The 18,449-nt window shown below is 41.9% G+C and carries 17 protein-coding genes; 16 read left to right on the forward strand and 1 reads right to left on the reverse strand.

Translation table 11 applies throughout. From position 1 onward, the window contains the following. The first annotated feature begins 505 nt into the window (after positions 1–505). From FC85_RS05350 to FC85_RS05410, 13 genes are all read left to right on the forward strand, one after another. Positions 506–1,345 carry an alkaline phosphatase family protein gene (locus FC85_RS05350; RefSeq protein WP_057864523.1) on the forward strand — a complete coding sequence of 280 codons (840 nt, stop codon included), beginning with the start codon at positions 506–508 and terminating at the stop codon, positions 1,343–1,345. Between the two features lie 116 nt (positions 1,346–1,461). After that, entirely contained in the window at positions 1,462–2,730 is a 1,269-nt protein-coding gene (locus FC85_RS05355; RefSeq protein ID WP_057864524.1) for a NupC/NupG family nucleoside CNT transporter, read from the forward strand. A 29-nt stretch (positions 2,731–2,759) separates the two neighbouring features. Beyond that, positions 2,760–4,073, forward strand: a complete 1,314-nt coding sequence (locus FC85_RS05360; protein WP_057864525.1) for an NCS2 family permease — start codon at positions 2,760–2,762, stop codon at positions 4,071–4,073. A gap of 27 nt (positions 4,074–4,100) precedes the next feature. After that, complete coding sequence (gene rihC / locus FC85_RS05365; protein ID WP_057864526.1) at positions 4,101–5,015, forward strand: ribonucleoside hydrolase RihC; 915 nt, start codon at positions 4,101–4,103, stop codon at positions 5,013–5,015. A 392-nt stretch (positions 5,016–5,407) separates the two neighbouring features. Then, on the forward strand, positions 5,408–6,691 hold the full coding sequence (pepT, locus tag FC85_RS05370) for a peptidase T (RefSeq protein WP_057864527.1): 1,284 nt from the start codon (positions 5,408–5,410) through the stop codon (positions 6,689–6,691). Positions 6,692–7,256: 565 nt separating this feature from the next. Next, entirely contained in the window at positions 7,257–7,991 is a 735-nt protein-coding gene (gene rsmG, locus FC85_RS05375; RefSeq protein WP_057864528.1) for a 16S rRNA (guanine(527)-N(7))-methyltransferase RsmG, read from the forward strand. A gap of 18 nt (positions 7,992–8,009) precedes the next feature. Then, on the forward strand, positions 8,010–8,777 hold the full coding sequence (locus FC85_RS05380; protein WP_057864529.1) for a ParA family protein: 768 nt from the start codon (positions 8,010–8,012) through the stop codon (positions 8,775–8,777). After that, positions 8,767–9,651, forward strand: a complete 885-nt coding sequence (locus tag FC85_RS05385; protein WP_057864530.1) for a ParB/RepB/Spo0J family partition protein — start codon at positions 8,767–8,769, stop codon at positions 9,649–9,651. The genes FC85_RS05380 and FC85_RS05385 overlap by 11 nt, the downstream gene beginning before the upstream one ends. Positions 9,652–9,690: 39 nt before the next feature. Then, on the forward strand, positions 9,691–9,876 hold the full coding sequence (locus FC85_RS05390; protein WP_057864531.1) for a DUF951 domain-containing protein: 186 nt from the start codon (positions 9,691–9,693) through the stop codon (positions 9,874–9,876). A gap of 24 nt (positions 9,877–9,900) precedes the next feature. Further along, positions 9,901–11,001 (forward strand): redox-regulated ATPase YchF, encoded by a 1,101-nt coding sequence (gene ychF, locus FC85_RS05395; RefSeq protein ID WP_057864532.1) that lies wholly within the window; start codon positions 9,901–9,903, stop codon positions 10,999–11,001. Positions 11,002–11,184: 183 nt separating this feature from the next. Beyond that, positions 11,185–11,919, forward strand: a complete 735-nt coding sequence (locus FC85_RS05400; protein WP_057864533.1) for a DUF1129 domain-containing protein — start codon at positions 11,185–11,187, stop codon at positions 11,917–11,919. A gap of 329 nt (positions 11,920–12,248) precedes the next feature. Then, a complete protein-coding gene (gene guaB, locus FC85_RS05405) occupies positions 12,249–13,400 on the forward strand; it encodes an IMP dehydrogenase (RefSeq protein WP_057864534.1) in 1,152 nt (383 codons plus the stop codon). Positions 13,401–13,458: 58 nt separating this feature from the next. Then, positions 13,459–13,683: a hypothetical protein gene (locus FC85_RS05410; protein WP_057864535.1), complete on the forward strand. Its 225-nt coding sequence runs from the start codon at positions 13,459–13,461 to the stop codon at positions 13,681–13,683. Between the two features lie 12 nt (positions 13,684–13,695). Here FC85_RS05410 and FC85_RS05415 read toward each other — a convergent pair whose 3' ends face one another. Then, complete coding sequence (locus tag FC85_RS05415) at positions 13,696–14,325, reverse strand: matrixin family metalloprotease (RefSeq protein ID WP_057864536.1); 630 nt, start codon at positions 14,323–14,325, stop codon at positions 13,696–13,698. Between the two features lie 724 nt (positions 14,326–15,049). Between FC85_RS05415 and FC85_RS05420 the strand changes: the two genes are divergently transcribed. From FC85_RS05420 to FC85_RS05430, 3 genes are all read left to right on the forward strand, one after another. Then, entirely contained in the window at positions 15,050–15,826 is a 777-nt protein-coding gene (locus tag FC85_RS05420) for an NrtR DNA-binding winged helix domain-containing protein (RefSeq protein WP_057864537.1), read from the forward strand. A 122-nt stretch (positions 15,827–15,948) separates the two neighbouring features. Further along, positions 15,949–17,385, forward strand: a complete 1,437-nt coding sequence (locus FC85_RS05425; RefSeq protein ID WP_186825099.1) for a nicotinate phosphoribosyltransferase — start codon at positions 15,949–15,951, stop codon at positions 17,383–17,385. Positions 17,386–17,401: 16 nt separating this feature from the next. Continuing rightward, entirely contained in the window at positions 17,402–18,409 is a 1,008-nt protein-coding gene (locus tag FC85_RS05430) for an ADP-ribosylglycohydrolase family protein (RefSeq protein WP_057864538.1), read from the forward strand. Positions 18,410–18,449 lie beyond the last annotated feature (40 nt).

Consider the following 18,449-nt stretch of genomic DNA (forward strand, 5'->3'; position numbering starts at 1 on the left):
TATATGCAAAAAAAGATTGATACCTTACGGTATCAACCCCAAAAATTTTAGACCCTTTTATTTTAGTTGCTAATGTTTGCTTAGCAGTATTAGATGTTGGTTTTATCCTGATGCCCCATCTTCAATTGGTCATTATTCAAACGGCTCAAAATTTCTTATGTCTTGATTCGAGCTTCATTGTTGACAAAATTAAAAATAATGAAGCTCAGTGGTTAATCAGCTTCGAATCGTTAAAAATTTAAGCAAATTACATTTGTTAATTGATCCTGATTGGTGAGCACAGTTGGCGGTGTGATACGGTTTGAACATCATTTCACAAAAATTAAGTTAAAGGTTGTAACTGCGAATGCTTTTTGATATAATGAAAGCGCAATCAATTAGGTAAAAGGTATTACTTCCTCACATTACGATGATTTTAGTTTACATCGTTTAGATTATTGAGTATCCTTGTCATTAGAATTACATATTTTATGCCGAATATTTTAGGGGAAAAGAAGGGTCTTGAATGAATTTTCGACGCGTAATTATTATTGACCTGGCTTCACTCGGAATCGGGGAAGCCAGTGATGCTAATCGATTTAATTCGGTTGGCGCAGATACTTTGGGCCACGTCGCCAGCCACGAGGGGATTAACTTAAAGCTGCCGACCTTGAGCAAATTAGGGTTAGGGAATATCCGGTTTGGTGACCCGATTTTGGGGATTGCGCCTGTTGATAAGCCGATTGGTTATTTTGGCAAAATTCACGAAAAGAATACGGCGACTGATTGTCAAAGTGGTCTTCGTGAAATGCTGGACTATCAAGATCCAATTCGGGTGACCAGTGTCTTGGACCCGATTGTTAAATATAGTGATAACTATGCTCGTTCGATTATTATCACGAATTATCAGAGCTATTTTTCGAATCAGAACCTGTCGGATATTATCGCGGTTAACAAGGATAAGTTGGCGTATCAATCACTTCATCACGAAGCAGTGGCACCCATCGACGGATTAATTTATACCAAGATTCTAGGCTTACAAAAGGCGGCTGTGACCGGTGACTTTGGCGCGTATGTGCAATCACTGCGGGAGGCTGACCAGCAAATTGCCCGGTTAATTAATGAGATGTATAAGACTGATTTATTACTCATTACCGCTTCGTTCGCTGATGACCTGACAATCAGTACCACGCCAACTCGTGAGTATTTGCCACTGCTGGCATATGTACCGGCGGATCCTGAAGGCAGTTCGCTGGGAATCCGTCATACTTTAGCCGATATTGGCTCGACAATTGCCGATGTCTTTCAACTCGATGTTGCCAAAGAGTCCATCGGGCATAGCTTTTTAAGTGAATTAAACAATTAATTCACACATCAAACGGGGTTTAAAACTTAAAACCAATTTCAATCTATAGGGAGGATAGGGATCGTTTATTGTTTTGCAATTATTGTTTATAAATTCAGAAAAGAGGATTTTACGATATGTATCTAGCAATTAATATTCTGGGGATTGTTGTTTATTTAGCCATTGCGCTATTATTCTCCAAGAGTCGCAAAGATATCAACTGGCGGTCAGTCGCCGTTGTTTTAGTACTTAACTTGTTGATCGCATTTGTTCTGACCGAGTTTAAGTGGGGCCGTGATGCTGTTAAGGCGGCTGCTGATGGTTTCAATTGGTTGGTTCAGGTTGCCTACACTGGAATTAATTTTGCATTACCAAACTGGGTAACGCCACAATTTGGTGGGACTGCCAAAACGATGAATTTCGTTACCAGTGCGTTATTACCAATTTTGATGATTGTTCCATTGTTTGATACCTTAACTTATATTGGGGTCTTACCTTGGATCATCAAATGGGTTGGCCGTGGCCTTTCATTTGTGACTGGCGCACCTAAGTTTGAATCATTCTTTGCTGTTGAAATGATGTTCTTAGGAAACACTGAAGCACTTGCTGTTTCATCACTTCAATTAAAGCAAATGTCAGCAAAACGTAACTTAACCTTAGCCTTAATGTCCATGTCATGTGTTACGGCTTCAATCATTGGTGCTTATACGCAAATGGTTCCAGGACAATTTGTATTAACTGCCATTCCTTTGAACGTTTTAAACGCATTGATTATTACGAGTATTCTGAATCCTGTTAAAGTGGCTCCTGAAGAAGATACCATTGCTAAAATGGGTGGCTCCAGCAGTAGCCAAGCTGCCATTGAGGCTGGCGATGTTCAAGCCGATGGTAAACGTGAACCTTACTTCTCATTCTTAGGCGACTCAATTCTTGGCGCCGGCCGTTTGATCTTAATCATTGCTGCCAACGTTATTGCCTTTGTTGCCTTGGCTGCATTGATTGACAAGATTTTGGCATTATTCAACCCATGGTTGTCATTGGAACACATTTTAGGAATCATCATGTTCCCATTTGCATGGTTAATGGGACTCGATGTTAATCAAGCCTTCCAATTTGCTCAATTTATGGGAATGAAGTTAGTTACCAACGAATTTGTTGTTATGGGTAAAATTGCCGGAACTATCAATAATCTTGCAATCTTCCCACACCATTATCAAGCACAATTGACGGTCTTCATTACATCATTCGCCAACTTCTCAACGACCGGTATGATTATCGGTGCCTTCAAGGGATTGGTTGATAAGGAAAAGAACGATTTAATCAGTAAGAACGTTGGAACGATGTTACTTTCGGGGATTTTGGTTTCACTAATGTCTGCCGGAATTGTCGGACTATTTGTTTGGTAGAATTTGAGCTAGAAAGTTAGGTTTTATGTTTGGATAAGAAACAAAGAGAAGAAGTTGTCGCTAACAAGTTGCCCCTTCGTGAAGCTTTGAAGGATAAGACACTCATCAAACGTGAAATGATTGCCGGAGTGACTGGCTTTTTCGCCATCTCTTATATCATCATTGTGAATCCGATGATTTTAAAAGATGCAGGGATTCCAACTGATTTAAGCGTTTTTGCCACCATTATTTCGTCTTTGGTTGGTTGTCTGATTATGGGGATCTGGGCAAATGCACCAGTCATTTTGACGCCTGGAATGGGTGTCAACGCGTTTTTCACCTATACTGTGGTTGTTGCCATGGGGTTATCTTGGCAGGAAGCAGTCGCCATTTCAATGGTTTCAAGTGTGATTTATATCTTGATCGCGTTTACGAAGCTAAGCGAGATATTGGCTAAAGGGATTCCGGATGCATTGAAAGCGGGGATCACTGCTGGTATTGGATTGTTCCTAGTTGAAATTGGTCTGGAAAAGGCCCAACTCATTCAACAGGGAAAAAATTCGATTCTGGCGTTGGGTGATATGACTAAACCAGCGACCTTATTAGCGATTTTTGGTTTGTTGTTGACACTATTTCTGTTTATTCGCAACGTGACAGGTGGTTTTTTCATTGGCATTTTGGTGACATCACTCATCGGAATTCTATTTGGGATTAAGGATCAAGCATCTCCATCAGTTGGAATTGGCGATATTACCAAGTATAGTGCGATCGTTGCTAAGGGTGATTTTAGCCGGATTATTTCGATTCCATTTATTTTGGCCTGCTTTTCAATGACGATGATTTTAGTCTTTGAATCGATGGGGCTTTTGGAAGGAATTATGCCCAACCCGAAGAAATTCAAAAAAGCGTTTCAAGCAAGTTCTGTCACTAGTTTTATTTCAGGGATTCTTGGAACCAGTCCAACTGTTGCGGCAGCAGAAAGTGCCTCTGCAATTGAAAGTGGTGGCCGAACAGGCTTAACGGCAATTGTGGCTGGCATGATGTTTGCAATTTCGATGTTTTTTATTCCGTTACTATCATTTGTTCCGCAAGCAGCGATTGCGCCGGTGATTATTATCACGGGTGCCTTGATGATGAACCAGCTTAGTCGGATCAATATGTTCGATTTTTCGGATTGGTTTCCTGCATTTTTAATTGTTGTTTTGATTCCGTTTACGACCAGTATTTCAACTGGCTTGGCATTCGGATTCGTAACGTACCCAATCCTGAAAATCGCTGCCGGAAAGGTCAGGGAACTGACCGTTGCGACGTATATATTAGGTGTTTTGTTCTTGTGCGACTTGGTTTTAAGCGCACTACTTTAAAATAATGTTCCAAAGGGGAAAATAACAATGACAATTAAGATAATTATGGATACCGATCCGGGAATTGATGATGCAGCGGCTTTAACGATGGCCTTAAATGATCCACAAATTGACTTAAAGTTGATTACCAGTGTTGCGGGTAACGTGACGGTTGATAAGACCACGAAGAATGCTCAGAAGATTGTCCGCTTTTTCAATAAAGATGTGCCAGTTGCTGCTGGTGCCAAGCAACCCTTGATTAAAGAATTTGAGGATGCTGCTCGGATTCATGGTGAGTCAGGGATGCCAGGCTATGATTTTCCAGAGGACTTACCTAAGCCATTGGATGTTACAGCTGTTGAAGCATTACATGATGCCATTATGAGTAGTGATGAAAAGATTACGCTGGTGCCAACCGGATCATACACCAATATCGCATTGTTATTTAGTGAGTATCCAGAGGTTAAAGATCACATCGAACGAATTGTCGCAATGGGCGGTTCACTAGGTAAAGGAAATATGACCAGTGCGGCCGAGTTCAATGTCTTTACTGATCCTGATGCAGCCAGAATTATGTACCATTCAGGAATTCCAATCACAATGGTTGGTTTGGATATCACAATGAAGGCGTTATTAACACCGGATTCACTAAAGAAGTTAGCCACCATGAATGAAACTGGTAAAATGCTGCATGATATTATTATTCATGACGGCGATAACAGTGATGATGGGATTGCGATGCATGATGTTAATACGATTTTCTATCTATTGCACCCAGAGGCGATTACCACGAAGCAGATGTGGATTGACGTTGTCACAGATGGTCCGGCAATTGGTGAAACAGTTGGTGATATCCGTGGTGCTTATCATGACGGTAAGACAAATGCCAATGTTTGTGTTGATATTGATGCGGATGCATTTAATCAATGGTTCTTAGATGAAGTTAGCAAAATTCAAAAATAATTGATAAATTTATTTTGGTCAGAGCGGGACAAGGGGCGTTTAACTTCCAGAGTGTAATCGGATTATTCGGTTACACGGCCGGAAGTTGCCTTTTGTCCCGCGTTTTTGCTTGGTAGCAATCGCATTTACACGAACGGAGACTGGACAAAGCGACTATTGTTCCAGTCTTTTTGTTCGAGAAAAATCGGATATCCAAGCCATTTAAAAAAATTGTCAGTTGACGTATAGTTGACATATTAAAGAAGTAAATTCATCGAAGTTATTCTGATAGTTGGTATTGCTTATTATGTGGGCATGCCAATTGAGCAGGCGAGGTAAAGAAGAACGCAATCAATCCAAATGTCTTGGATAAACGCATTCATCTGAAGAAATTGAAGAAGTAGGTGGGCAGCATGGATGAAATTGACAGTGAGTATATCGAATCGTTGTTTATTAAATATGCAAAAGTGAATACGCGCTCGGATCCCAAAACACAGACGGTGCCAACGAGCCTAGGCCAAGTTAAACTAGCTAAAATGATTGTTGACGATCTCAAAAAGTTGGGAATCACTGATGTTGAATATGAACCTAGTAATGGGTATGTGATTGCAACTTTGCCAAGCAATTCTGATAAAGACCTGGCACCAATTGGTTTTATTGCCCATTTGGATACAGCGGATTATAATGCCGAAAATGTGAAACCTCAAATTCATCCAGATTATAATGGTGATGACATTGTCTTAAACAAGAAACAGGGGATCGTTTTAAGTACGCAGCAGTTTCCTAATTTAAAGAAATTTATTGGGCAACGATTGATTACTTCTGATGGGACAACGCTCTTGGGGGCTGACGATAAGGCTGGTATTGCGGCAATCCTTGGTGCGTTTAAATTCTTTTTACATCATCCGGATGTCGAGCATGGCACTGTTCGGGCGGGCTTTGGTCCGGATGAAGAAATTGGTCGTGGCGCAAAACAATTTCCTGCTGAAAAATTTGGGACAGAATTTGCTTATACATTGGATAATGGCCAACCCGGTCAGATTGAACCGGAAACGTTTAATGCCTCTCAGGCCGAAATCAGCATTGATGGAACATCGGTTCATCCCGGGAATGCTTATGGTCTTATGGTTAATGCAATCAGTCTTGCTAACGAGATAATTAATGGACTACCTGAAGATGAAGTTCCGGAAAAGAGCCGCGATCGGCAAGGGTTCTTTTTAGTGACCGATTTTAATGCGACAATTTCTAAAGCGGATTTGACGATTATTATTCGTGATTTTGACACCGACAAATTCCGTGAACGGGAGCATTTGCTTCAAAAAATTGTTGACCGGATTAATGCTCGATTTGATCAACCGCGAATTGAGTTGAATGTAACTGAGCAATATCAAAATATTGGTGATGCGATTAGAAAGAATCCATACATTGTTAACCTGGTGTTAGATACTTATAAGCGACTGGGCATTAAGCCAAACGTTTCGCCATTTCGTGGTGGGACAGACGGTGATTTTATCACGGCTAAGGGGATTCCAACACCCAACTTGTTTAATGGTGGTGACAATTTTCATGGCCCATATGAATGTGTAAGCACGGAAGCAATGGCGGAAGTTGCCAAAGTGGTGGTTGAAATTGTCAGGGAACATGTGGCGCAGTATGGAAACCGGGATGAGAGTGCGTTAAGAAACAGAGTGCATTAAGAAGCGGTTAGATCCCAGAATATAAGTACGTCACGCCTAACAGTCCGGTTTTGACTGTTAGGCGTGACGTGCTTATATGGCCGGGATCTGCTTCTTAATGCACGTTTCGGCCAAGTAGCCATAACGGATTTTAAGTCCGGTTTTGACTGTTAGGCGTGACGTGCATATATGGCCGGGATCTGCTTCTTAATGCACGTTTCGGCCAAGTAGCCATAACAAATTTTAAGTCCGGTTTTGACTGTTAGGCGTGACGTGCATATATGGCCGGGATCTGCTTCTTAATGCACGTTTCGGCCAAGTAGCCATAACGGATTTTAAGTCTGATTTTAATTATTAAGCATGGCTATTATTCATATGATTAAACCATCATATCAATGTGATCTTCCTGATTTTTTCAAGAATCAGGAACATCCGGTAATTGAATTATCATTGTTTATTGAAAGTGTCATTTTCGGATTCATTTCTGAAAGCTTTTAGCGTACTCTGCCCTTGTCATATAAGCGATTTTAAGGTAAAGTATAATAAGACGTGAAACAGATTGTTTCACAATTCAGGAGACTAAATAATGAACAACGATCAATTTAAAAAAGCCCTTCTTGATCAGGGCATTGAAGTTAACGATCAACAGATGCAGCAGTTCGATGCCTATTTTAAGCTGTTAATCGCAACTAACGAACACGTAAATTTAACGACGATCACCAAAAGATCGGACGTTTATTTAAAACATTTCTATGATTCTGTGACGCCTGCCTTTTTTGTTTCACAAATTAGAGATCAACCACTTGCTATTTGTGATGTTGGTGCCGGTGCCGGTTTTCCATCAATTCCACTAAAAATTCTATTTCCACAATTGAAGGTTACGATTGTTGACTCATTAAATAAACGAATTAATTTTCTTGAAACGTTGATTGAAACGCTCCAGCTGACTGACGTAACACTGGTACATGCTCGCGCTGAAGAATTTGGCGGCAAAAAGTCATCCAGTCGGCAAGCATTTGATTTGGTGACGGCTCGTGCAGTTGCCAGGATGTCGGTGCTTAGTGAGCTTTGCTTGCCGTTAGTCAAAGTTGGTGGCCTAATGGTTGCCATGAAGGCTGCCAAGGCTGAGGACGAGTTGAAGGATGCTCAGTCCGCAATTTCAATTTTAGGTGGTCGGTTGGCCGATGACTATGACTTTTCGTTGCCAATTTCGGACGAACAACGCCATATTATTGTTATCAAAAAAATAAATGAAACGCCAAGAAAGTATCCTCGTAAACCTGGGACACCGAATAAAGAACCGTTAGGGCAAAGTAAATGATGAGGAGGAGGGATGCAGATGAGCTTTGTAATTGCACTGGCAAATCAAAAGGGTGGCGTTGGTAAAACGACGACTGCTGTTAATTTGGGTGCCGGTATGGCTTCCTTAGGTAAAAAGATTCTCCTCGTCGATGCTGATGCTCAAGGAAACGCGACAAGTGGGGTTGGGGTTGCCAAAGCAGACATTAAGAAGGATATTTACGATGTTTTGGTCAATGAGGAATCAATGGCTGAAACCATTGTTCATACCCAACACAAGGGATTAGATATTGTTCCGGCAACCATTCAATTGTCGGGTGCCGAGATTGAATTGACTCCTCAGATGGCCCGTGAAACCCGCCTGAAAGCCGCCCTTGATGAGGTAAAAGATCAGTATGACTATGTTCTGATTGACTGTCCACCATCGTTAGGATTAATTACCATTAATGCCTTTACTGCCAGTGATTCGATCTTAATTCCGGTTCAAAGTGAGTACTATGCTTTGGAAGGATTGAGCCAGCTTTTGAATACCATTGAGTTGGTTAAGAAACATTTTAATCCCAATTTGAAGATTGAGGGCGTATTGTTGACGATGTTTGACGCTCGAACCAACTTGGGTGTTCAGGTTAACGCTGAGGTCCGTAAATTCTTTAAGAATGAGGTTTATGAAACGGTGATTCCAAGAAACGTCCGGCTGTCCGAAGCGCCAAGTTATGGACTACCAATTATGGATTATGATGCGAAGTCGAAGGGCGCTAAGAAATACATGAAACTGGCCAAGGAGGTGTTGGCAAATCATGGTGAATAAAAAGAAACCAACCGGTCTTGGAAAAGGAATTGAGGCACTTTTTCAAGATAATAATGTTGACACTAGTAAAGAAGATGTGATTGATATTAAGGTTAATCAAATTAAGCCTAATCCTTATCAACCACGTCACCGATTTGACCAAAAGGCCTTGGAAGATTTGGCAGTTTCAATCAAGAATTCTGGCGTTTTCCAGCCGATCATTGTTCGACAACCCAATCCAGAAGTTCAAGCTTACCAACTATTGACGGGTGAGCGGCGATTGCGGGCGTCTAAAATTGCCCAGCAGGAAACGATTCCAGCGATTGTTCGTAACGTCAATGAAGAACAGATGATGGAAATTGCTGTTATGGAAAATCTGCAGCGAGAAGACTTAACGACTTTAGAAGAGGCTGAAGCTTATAATATGCTAATGACCCGGCTTGATTTAACACAGGCGCAAGTTGCTTCCAGATTAGGTAAAAGCCGGCCATATATTGCCAACTATCTCCGGATCCTGGGGCTACCAACCGAAGTTAAAGATATGCTCGAAGATAATAAATTATCAATGGGCCAAGCACGGACATTGCTTTCAGTCAATAATAAGCAGGAATTAATCAAACTGGCCAAGAAATCGGTCACTGATTCAATGACTGTTCGGCAACTGGAGCAGGCAGCCGCCAAAATTAATGGAAAAAAGGGCACTAAAAAGAAACGGGTGCCACGTAAATCTCCGTTTGTCAGAGCCTCTGAAGGCCAACTTCAAGAGAAGTTTGGGACACAAGTTTCAATTTCGAATTCTTCCCGTAAAAAGGGAAAGGGTAAAATTGAAATTGAATACGCGTCTCAGGATGATTTAAACCGGATTCTCGAGATGTTAGACGTCAACTTAGATTAAAGATTAGGGCTCTTGGGTGAGTTAGAAAGGATGTTTAATATGTATGATCTCAATGATCTTGTTGAAATGAAGAAGCCACATCCATGTGGCACGAACCGTTGGGAAATCATCCGAATGGGTGCTGATATTAAGATTCAATGTACGGGATGTGGTCATATCGTTATGATGCCCCGAAGAGAGTTTGATCGAAAATTAAAGAAAATCCTTGTTAAAGCTGAAAAATAAACTAGAAAGAAGCGTTGTTGAGTTATGTCATTAACTGCAGGAATCGTTGGGTTACCAAACGTTGGTAAGTCAACACTATTTAATGCAATTACCAAGGCCGGTGCTGAAATGGCCAACTATCCGTTTGCTACTATTGATCCAAATGTTGGCATGGTTGAAGTTCCGGATAAACGATTGGATCGGATTCAAGAATTAATCCCCGCCAAGAAGGTTGTACCGACAACCTTTGAATTTACTGATATTGCCGGAATCGTTAAGGGTGCCAGTAAAGGTGAAGGACTTGGCAACAAGTTCTTGGAAAATATTCGTCAGGTAGATGCAATTGTTCACGTTGTCCGGGCATTCGATGATGATAACATCACGACCGTTACCGGTAAGGTTGATCCAATTGATGATATTGAAACCATTAACCTGGAGTTGGGAATTGCTGATCTGGATGCAGTTAACAAGCGCCTGGGTAAGGTTCAACGGGCTGCTAAGGGCAGCGACAAAGAAGCTAAGGCTGAATTGGCCGTTCTTAACAAAATCAAGCCGGTTTTGGAAGCCGGTGGTTCGGTTCGATCCATTGCTTTTGATGAAGACGAGCAAAAAATTGTCAAAGGGTTGTTCTTACTAACCAGTAAGCCAGTTCTATATGTTGCCAACATTGCTGAAGAAGATATGGCTGATCCTGAGCATTCTAAGTATTTTCCTGCCATTAAAGAATATGCTGAAAAAGAGGGTGCCCAAGCTATTGGAGTTGCAGCTGCTCCCGAAGAAGAAATTGCACAGTTGGATGACGATGAGAAGAAAGAATTCCTCGAAGCTGAAGGCGTTGAGGAGCCTGGTTTAAATCGGCTCATTCGGGCTTCATACAAGCTTCTAGGCCTGCAAACCTTCTTTACGGCCGGTGGTAAGGAAACCCGTGCATGGACCTTTAAAAAGGGAACCAAGGCGCCACAAGCTGCCGGAATTATCCATTCGGATTTTGAACGTGGTTTTATTCGAGCAGAAATTATGGCCTTTGAAGATCTTGATAAATACGAAACACCAGCTGCTGTTAAGGACGCTGGTAAATTACGGCTTGAAGGTAAAGACTACGTGATGCAGGATGGCGACATTGTTGAGTTTAGATTTAACGTCTAATGAGATGGTTCTGAGTAGCGGCCGGGTCAAATACCATTTTATTCAGCCCATTTTAAGTTAATCAAAATTTGTTATTCAGCAAAAACGTGCGAAGAAAGACGACTTCCGGCCATGTCACCGGCTTTCATTCGACTCACATGTCAGGAAGAATTTAATCGGATTATTTTAAGGAGCGAACAGCTATTGAGTAGTAACAGTGATGAAAAGCGGCGTAATGCCAACGTTCGGCAAAAAAACGCCAATGTCCATCAGGATCGGGACCGGACAACGAAAATTGTCCATTCTCAATTTGATAACATTGGGTTAACCAAGCGAAATGCCGAGTATATGTTTAAGTTCAACCAAGCAATTAGTGGTACTAAACTAACCGCTGACCAGCAAGGTGAAATTGTCAAAAAAATGGTTGATGAATTATTAGCTGAGCAGAAGTCTGGAAAAACTGCCCGTAATATGTGGGGAACAGTTGATCAAAAAGTTGAGAGCATCTTGAACCCACCTAAGCGGCCGGCAGATCCGATCAAGGATTACTGGCCCAATGCAGGATACAATATGTTACTGTTCTTTGTGATCTTTTCATTCTTGTATGGGATTACTTATTTCTTCTCCAAGGGTGGCCAGCAGACGACAATGGGGATTACAGGAATCGTTGTAACGGCTGTGGTTGCCGGCTTGGGTATTCCGGCTTTAACGATGTTGATTCAACCTGGTGTTAAGCATAAGTACTCGCTGTGGGTTCGAATTCCGTTAATTATTCTGTTCTTCTTGGTTTGGATGTTTATCTTCTTCCTTGCAGGAATGTTACCAGCAGTTATTAATCCAATTCTTAATCCATATGCTTATATTGTTCTGGGATTATTGGGTGCTGTTGCGGCTTTCTTCGTCAAGCGTCGCTGGAATATTACCGGTGGGTTGTTTTAGCGTTAAAACGAGTTATTAAATCCAGATTGACTAAGTCCGTTATCGAGCAATTGTCTCGATGGTGGACTTTTTATTTGGCCGTTTTAAAGTAAAACACGAACAATACATGATATGGATTTATGATAATTCCTATTTCAACTAAAAAATAGTTAAAAAGGCTTTATTTATTCGGAAAGTTCGTGTATAATCAAAACAATTTCTACAAGTTAGATTGTGACATAGTAGCGTCAATCATGAGACCGTGATGAGAATCCTTTCATAATCGTTGATTGTTGCGGGGCAAAATGATAAGTTATTAGGCAATCGATATTTAAAAAGGAGCGAGATAGATGGTTAGTTGGGATGAAAAGTTCGGAAAAAAGGGATATACGTTTGATGATGTGCTGTTAATTCCTGCAGCAAGTAATGTATTGCCGAACGATGTGGATTTATCAGTACAATTGGCAGACAATTTGAAATTAAATGTTCCTTTTCTCAGTGCCGGTATGGACACAGTTACCGAATCGAAAATGGCGATTGCGTTAGCTAAACTTGGTGGATTGGGTGTTATTCACAAAAACTTGAGCATTGAAGCCCAAGCAGGTGAAGTCGCAAAGGTCAAAGCAGTTAAGAAGACTGATGCGGCGCCTAAAGCTGCCATTGATGATCAAAATCGATTGTTAGTTGCCGCCGCTGTTGGTGTTTCATCCGATACGTTTGACCGTGCTTCCGCGTTGCTTAAGGCTGGAGCTGATGCCATCGTGATTGACACCGCTCATGGCCATTCTGCAGGGGTTCTCCGCAAGATTGCCCAGATTCGTGATCATTATCCTGATACCACTTTAATTGCCGGCAACGTCGCAACAGCTGCCGGAACTGAAGCTTTATTCCAAGCCGGAGTTGATGTTGTGAAAGTTGGAATTGGTCCCGGATCCATCTGTACGACTCGAGTTGTTGCCGGTGTCGGTGTTCCCCAACTAACTGCCGTTTATGATGCCGCATCAGTTGCCCGTAAATGGGGCAAGCCAATTATTGCCGATGGTGGTATCCAGTATTCTGGTGATATTGCCAAAGCGCTTGCTGCTGGTGGAACTGCCGTTATGCTTGGCAGTGTTCTGGCCGGTACTGAAGAAGCGCCTGGTGACGTTTATGAACAAAACGGTAAGAAATATAAATCATACCGTGGCATGGGAAGTGTTGCTGCGATGAGCCAGCAACATGGGTCAAGTGACCGTTATTTCCAAGGCGGCGTGAATGAAGCCAACAAGCTTGTTCCAGAAGGAATTGAAGGTGAAGTTGAATATAAAGGATCAATCAACGACATCGTCTTCCAAATGGTTGGCGGCCTGCGTTCAGGAATGGGTTACACCGGTTCGGCCACGATCAAAGACATGAATGACAACGCTCAGTTCGTTGAAATTTCAAATGCCGGTTTGCGGGAATCACATCCGCACGATATTATCATCACTAAAGAAGCACCGAACTACGAGCCGGAAAGTTAGAACACAATATGTTATAACTTTCCGCCAATCATACATTTATTTTAATGAAGGAAGCAGAGTGAGACAAAAGGCGGTTAACTTCCAGAGTACAACTGGATTATCCGAATATTCCGGGCTTGAATATTGGGATAATTCGGTTGTACGGCAGGAAGTTGCCTTTTATCTCACATTTCCACTCGGTAATAATCGTGATTACACAAAGGGGCTGGGACAAAATTACTTTTGTCCCAGCCCCTTTGTGCAGACTTTCGGGATTAACTTAATCGGAACATTTAACGACTAGTCAGAATCCGAGTTATTCTTCTGGTTGGCCCTTCACCTTCAAAACAAAAGGATCTTGGAATGTATAGCTTTGGTAGGGAAACGCCTGGTTTCCAAGTGGTGAGCCGTACAATTGTTGAACTGCCTGAATATCAATATTTTGAATCCCATAGGTACGATTGTTGATATACATAACGCTGGCTTTATTAGCACTGTGCAATAAACCAATTGCGTGACCCAATTCGTGTTCGGCAACATTGGTTTGTTCAGTTGGCAGGTAAGAATACTTTGCTAATATTTTTGGATTTAGATTGGTTGTGACGTGTGAAATATAGCCTTGATCGTTGGTTGTTAAATTAGTTAGACCGGTAAACTTGGCGCTCATACCTGAATTAGTGCCAGCTATTACTTGTGCATTTGGACTGGTGCTTAAAGAAAAGCTAAATACACCAGTTCGATTCCATGCTCTGATTGCATTCATCCAGATAACCTGATAAGACTGTGAACTGTTTGAAATATTGATTGTTGCCTGTGGACTATCAAACCTTGCTGTTCCCTCTGGAGTGATTTCAGTTGCAGATGTTGTGCTGACAAAGAAACCAAATATAGCAATGACAATCGTTAATGTACCCAAAGCAATTGCTATCAATATTTTCTTTAACATTGGTCCCACTTCCTCTGTGAACTAGTGAGCAAAAGTGTCGAAATAAAAAAATTAAGAGTTGGATAATTCAATTCTCAACAGCAATAATGGATATCTAGTATCAAGTTAATTGTACAAATCGTAGGGAGATTAGGCAATAAAAGCGATCGTTAAAAATGAGTTGGTAAGGCTGACGTTACTAATTGATTGTCAACTGTGCAGAGGGTTGTTCAAACCGTGAGTATCTGGACTTTCTTTTGGATGTTTGTTGCTGAAACTGTCTTATAAGGTAGCTTAGTTTATATTAGAGATATGGTGTTTGGGGTTACCGAGCCTAAACGTGCAAAGGAGAAGCAACTCCCGGCCATATAAGTCCCTTAATCCCATATTCCAAAACCGGGAATATTCTTTGTGGGACTGGCTCCCGAGTCTAAACGTGCAAAGGAGAAGCAGACTCCGGCCATATAAGCCCCTTAATGGCATATCCCAAAACCGTGAATATTCTTTGTGGGCTGGCTCCCGAGTTTAAACGTGCAGAGGAGAAGCAGACTCCGGCCATATAAGCCCCTTAATGGCATATCCCAAAACCGGGAATATGCCATTAAGGGGCTTATATTCTGGAGTCTAACCGCTTCTCTTTGCACTCTCTATTTTCATTCCCCCCAAAATGGACTAAAATTAACATAGTTGTCACTTATGTTCAAACGATTTAAATCCAAACATTAACAATACTTATGATAAGGGGATGGTTCATTTGGCAGCATCTAACATCTTGGAACAACCATTTATTAACATTACTAACATTATTTGGAGTTTTGATCACACGACCAACCGAGTGAACATTCTGTTGGTGAAGCGTGATAATCAACCCTACAATGGCTATTGGGCGCTTCCCGAAACGTTCATGCGGTTTCAAGAGAGTGCTGATGAAGCGGCACTACGTTTGGTTAAAGAAAAAATTGGAATGGCTTTATCCGGCAGTCACACCGAGCAGTTGGCTACCTTTACTAATAAATTGCGGACCCCGGGTGATCGAACCTTGTCATTAGCCTACATGACGTTTTTACCGGACAAACCGCAATTAAAGGCTGGCTACGGCGCTTCTGATGCCCGCTGGTTCTCAATGGGGTATGCGGATAATTGCTATACGTTCAGTGATGGTCAACAAACTTTTCAAACCGCGATTAGTAGTACCGAAACCATGTTTTATGCGAAATTTGCTAAAGCCAATCTTGATCCGACGAAACATTTGGCCTTTGATCATGAATGGATTTTAAAAATAGCCTGTGATCGGATTCGAAACAAGTTGGACTATCAACCAAATATTCTTTTGGTTTTGGGTGCCAAATTCACCTTGAAGGATGCTCGAATGGTCTATTCACCGTTTCTTAAGACACCTGTTAACAAAATCGATAATTCTAACTTTAAGAAAAGTCACAATAAGTTATTTACAGATATGGGCACCACAACTGAAAATCGGCCTGGGCGGCCTGCTCGGGTTTACAAATTAGCGGCACTTTAGACTTGAAATTTTTGAACAGAAGCGTTAACTTAGAATAAAAGTTTTCAATACTTTTATTTTTATAACCATAAAAGTGGAATGTACTTTTAAGGAAACACCAAATAATGATGAAGAAGGATTTAATGATGGATAATTTATCAATGGTCACTGATTTGTACGAATTTTCAATGGCAAATGGGTATCGCCAAACGATCGATGAAGAACAGGGTGTATTTGATATCTTCTTCCGAAAGGTTCCAGATCAGGGAAGCTTCGTGATTTCAGCCGGGCTTGAGCAGGTCGTCAAATCACTTCAGAACTTTCATTTCGACGAGAGCGATATCACTTATTTACGCTCACTTCATTTGTTCAAAGAGAATTTTCTTGATTATTTAAAAACATTTAAATTTGACTGCCAGGTATCTGCAATTCCTGAAGGGACGCCGGTCTTTCCACGTGAGCCGATGCTGACAATTAAAGGACCGCTTTTGCAGACCCAGCTATTTGAAACACTCTTGTTAAGTATTTTAAATCATCAGTCACTGATTGCGACTAAGGCACGGCGAATCACGTATGCTGCTGGCAAGCGACCGGTTATGGAATTTGGTGCCCGTCGTGCACAAGGCCCTGAAAGTGCCACGTATGGTGCCCGAGCCGCCGTGATTGGTGGCTGCACAAGCACATCGAATGTCTTAGCAGCTAAAAAGTTCGGCATTCCATCTGCCGGAACAATGGCCCATGCGTGGATTGAGGCCTTTCCTGATGAATTGACCGCCTTTGAGAAATGGGCGGAAGTTTATCCGGATAATGCCTCCTTGTTGGTTGACACGTATGATGTCCTGAAGTCTGGGGTCCCTAATGCGATTAAAGTCTTTAGGAAATTAAAACAAGCCGGGCATCAGCCAGTTGGTATTCGAATTGATTCTGGTGATATTACGCAACTTGCCAGAGGTGCCCGTAAATTATTAGATGACGCCGGATTCCCAGACGCCAAGATTACGGCTTCCAACGCCTTGGACGAACACGTGATTCAATCGCTACTTGGAGAAGGAGCGCCACTTGATAATTTTGGGGTTGGTGAAAAGTTGATTACCAGTGCGTCATCACCTGTTTTAAGCGGCGTTTATAAGCTGGCGGCGATCGAGCAAAACAATCAATTAATTCCAAAGATTAAAGTCAGTGCCAGTCGTGAAAAACTGACCTTGCCTGGATTAAAGCAGGTATATCGACTTTATTACCCTGGCACAAAACATGCTTTTGCGGATGTGATTGCGCTGCAGGATGAAAAATTGGATAAGCCAATTGATGTGATTAAAGCCAATCCGTTGGCAACCAAACGCGACCACATGATTGATGATTATGATGCAGTACCGCTCCAAGAGAAGGTCTTGGACGCAACGAATCTTAAAACAGATTTACCTGCAGTGTTTGATATTCAAAAACATAGTAAGGAAATGTTGGCTGAAATTCCGGCTGCCACACAACGCTTAGTTAACCCAGACGAATTTCCAGTTTATATTACCCAAAAGTTGGCCAATTTACAGGATGAGTTGTTGCAGCGCGATAAGGTATTTAAGTAAACCAAGGAGCCGATTAATGAGATCAACGGATAAAATTTTGGGCGCATTATACGGTCAGGCAATTGGCGACGCCATGGGAATGCCATCTGAGCTTTGGCCAATTCAAACACTCAAAAAACAGTTTAAGCAACCCATCACTGATTTTCTCGATAGTCCCAAAAATAACGATATTGCCAAGAACTTTAAACGTGGGCAGTACACCGATGATACCAACCAGGCATTGGCAATTCTTGATTCGTTAATTGAAACAAATTGGCAGCCTTCTGCGGCTAACTTAGTTAAACATATTATGGCTTGGGCAGACAAAGTTGGTGCATGGCAATTTAATATTTTAGGACCCAGCAGTAAAGCAGCACTATTAGCTGTGAAGGCTGGTAAAGACCCACGCCCGGTAACGGATAAAGCGTTAACTAATGGGGCGGGGATGCGGATTTCGCCGATCGGCACGTTATATGAGCCTGACCAAATTGATGAACTTGTTCAAATGGTTGATCAGGTGACGCGAATTACCCATTCAAGTGATGTTGCGATTAGTGGGGCTTGCATGATTGCCGGAGCAGTGACGGCTGCGGTGGCCGATTATTCCTGGGATCAAATTATTGATTATGCCTTAAAAGCAAATGATTTGGGGTTTGAACTTGGCGCGCCAACTTGGTCTGCCCACACCCATGAGCGCCTGCAGATGGCAATTTATACGGCCAATCGGCACATTGACAATCAAAGTGGGTTTATGACCCAAATTTATAATTTAATCGGCACTGGGACGTTGATTTCGGAAAGCATTCCCGCGGCGGTGGCCATTGCCTACTTCACTAAGGATGTTAAAAAATGTGCTTTAATGTGTGCCAATTTAGGCGGTGATACCGATACAATTGGTGCGATGGCAACGGCAATTTGTGGTGCCAAGCAGGGCTACCATACAATCAATTCTGATTGGGTTGACTTAATCGATAAACAAAATCCAGATCATGATTTGAAACAATACGCAGAAGTGATTAGTCGATTTCGGGATGGTTCGGAATAGTGGAAGAACCAGTGGCAGAAATCAGGTATTCTTTAAATTG

The sequence above is a fragment of the Lentilactobacillus diolivorans DSM 14421 genome, assembly GCF_001434255.1.
Taxonomy (GTDB): domain Bacteria; phylum Bacillota; class Bacilli; order Lactobacillales; family Lactobacillaceae; genus Lentilactobacillus; species Lentilactobacillus diolivorans.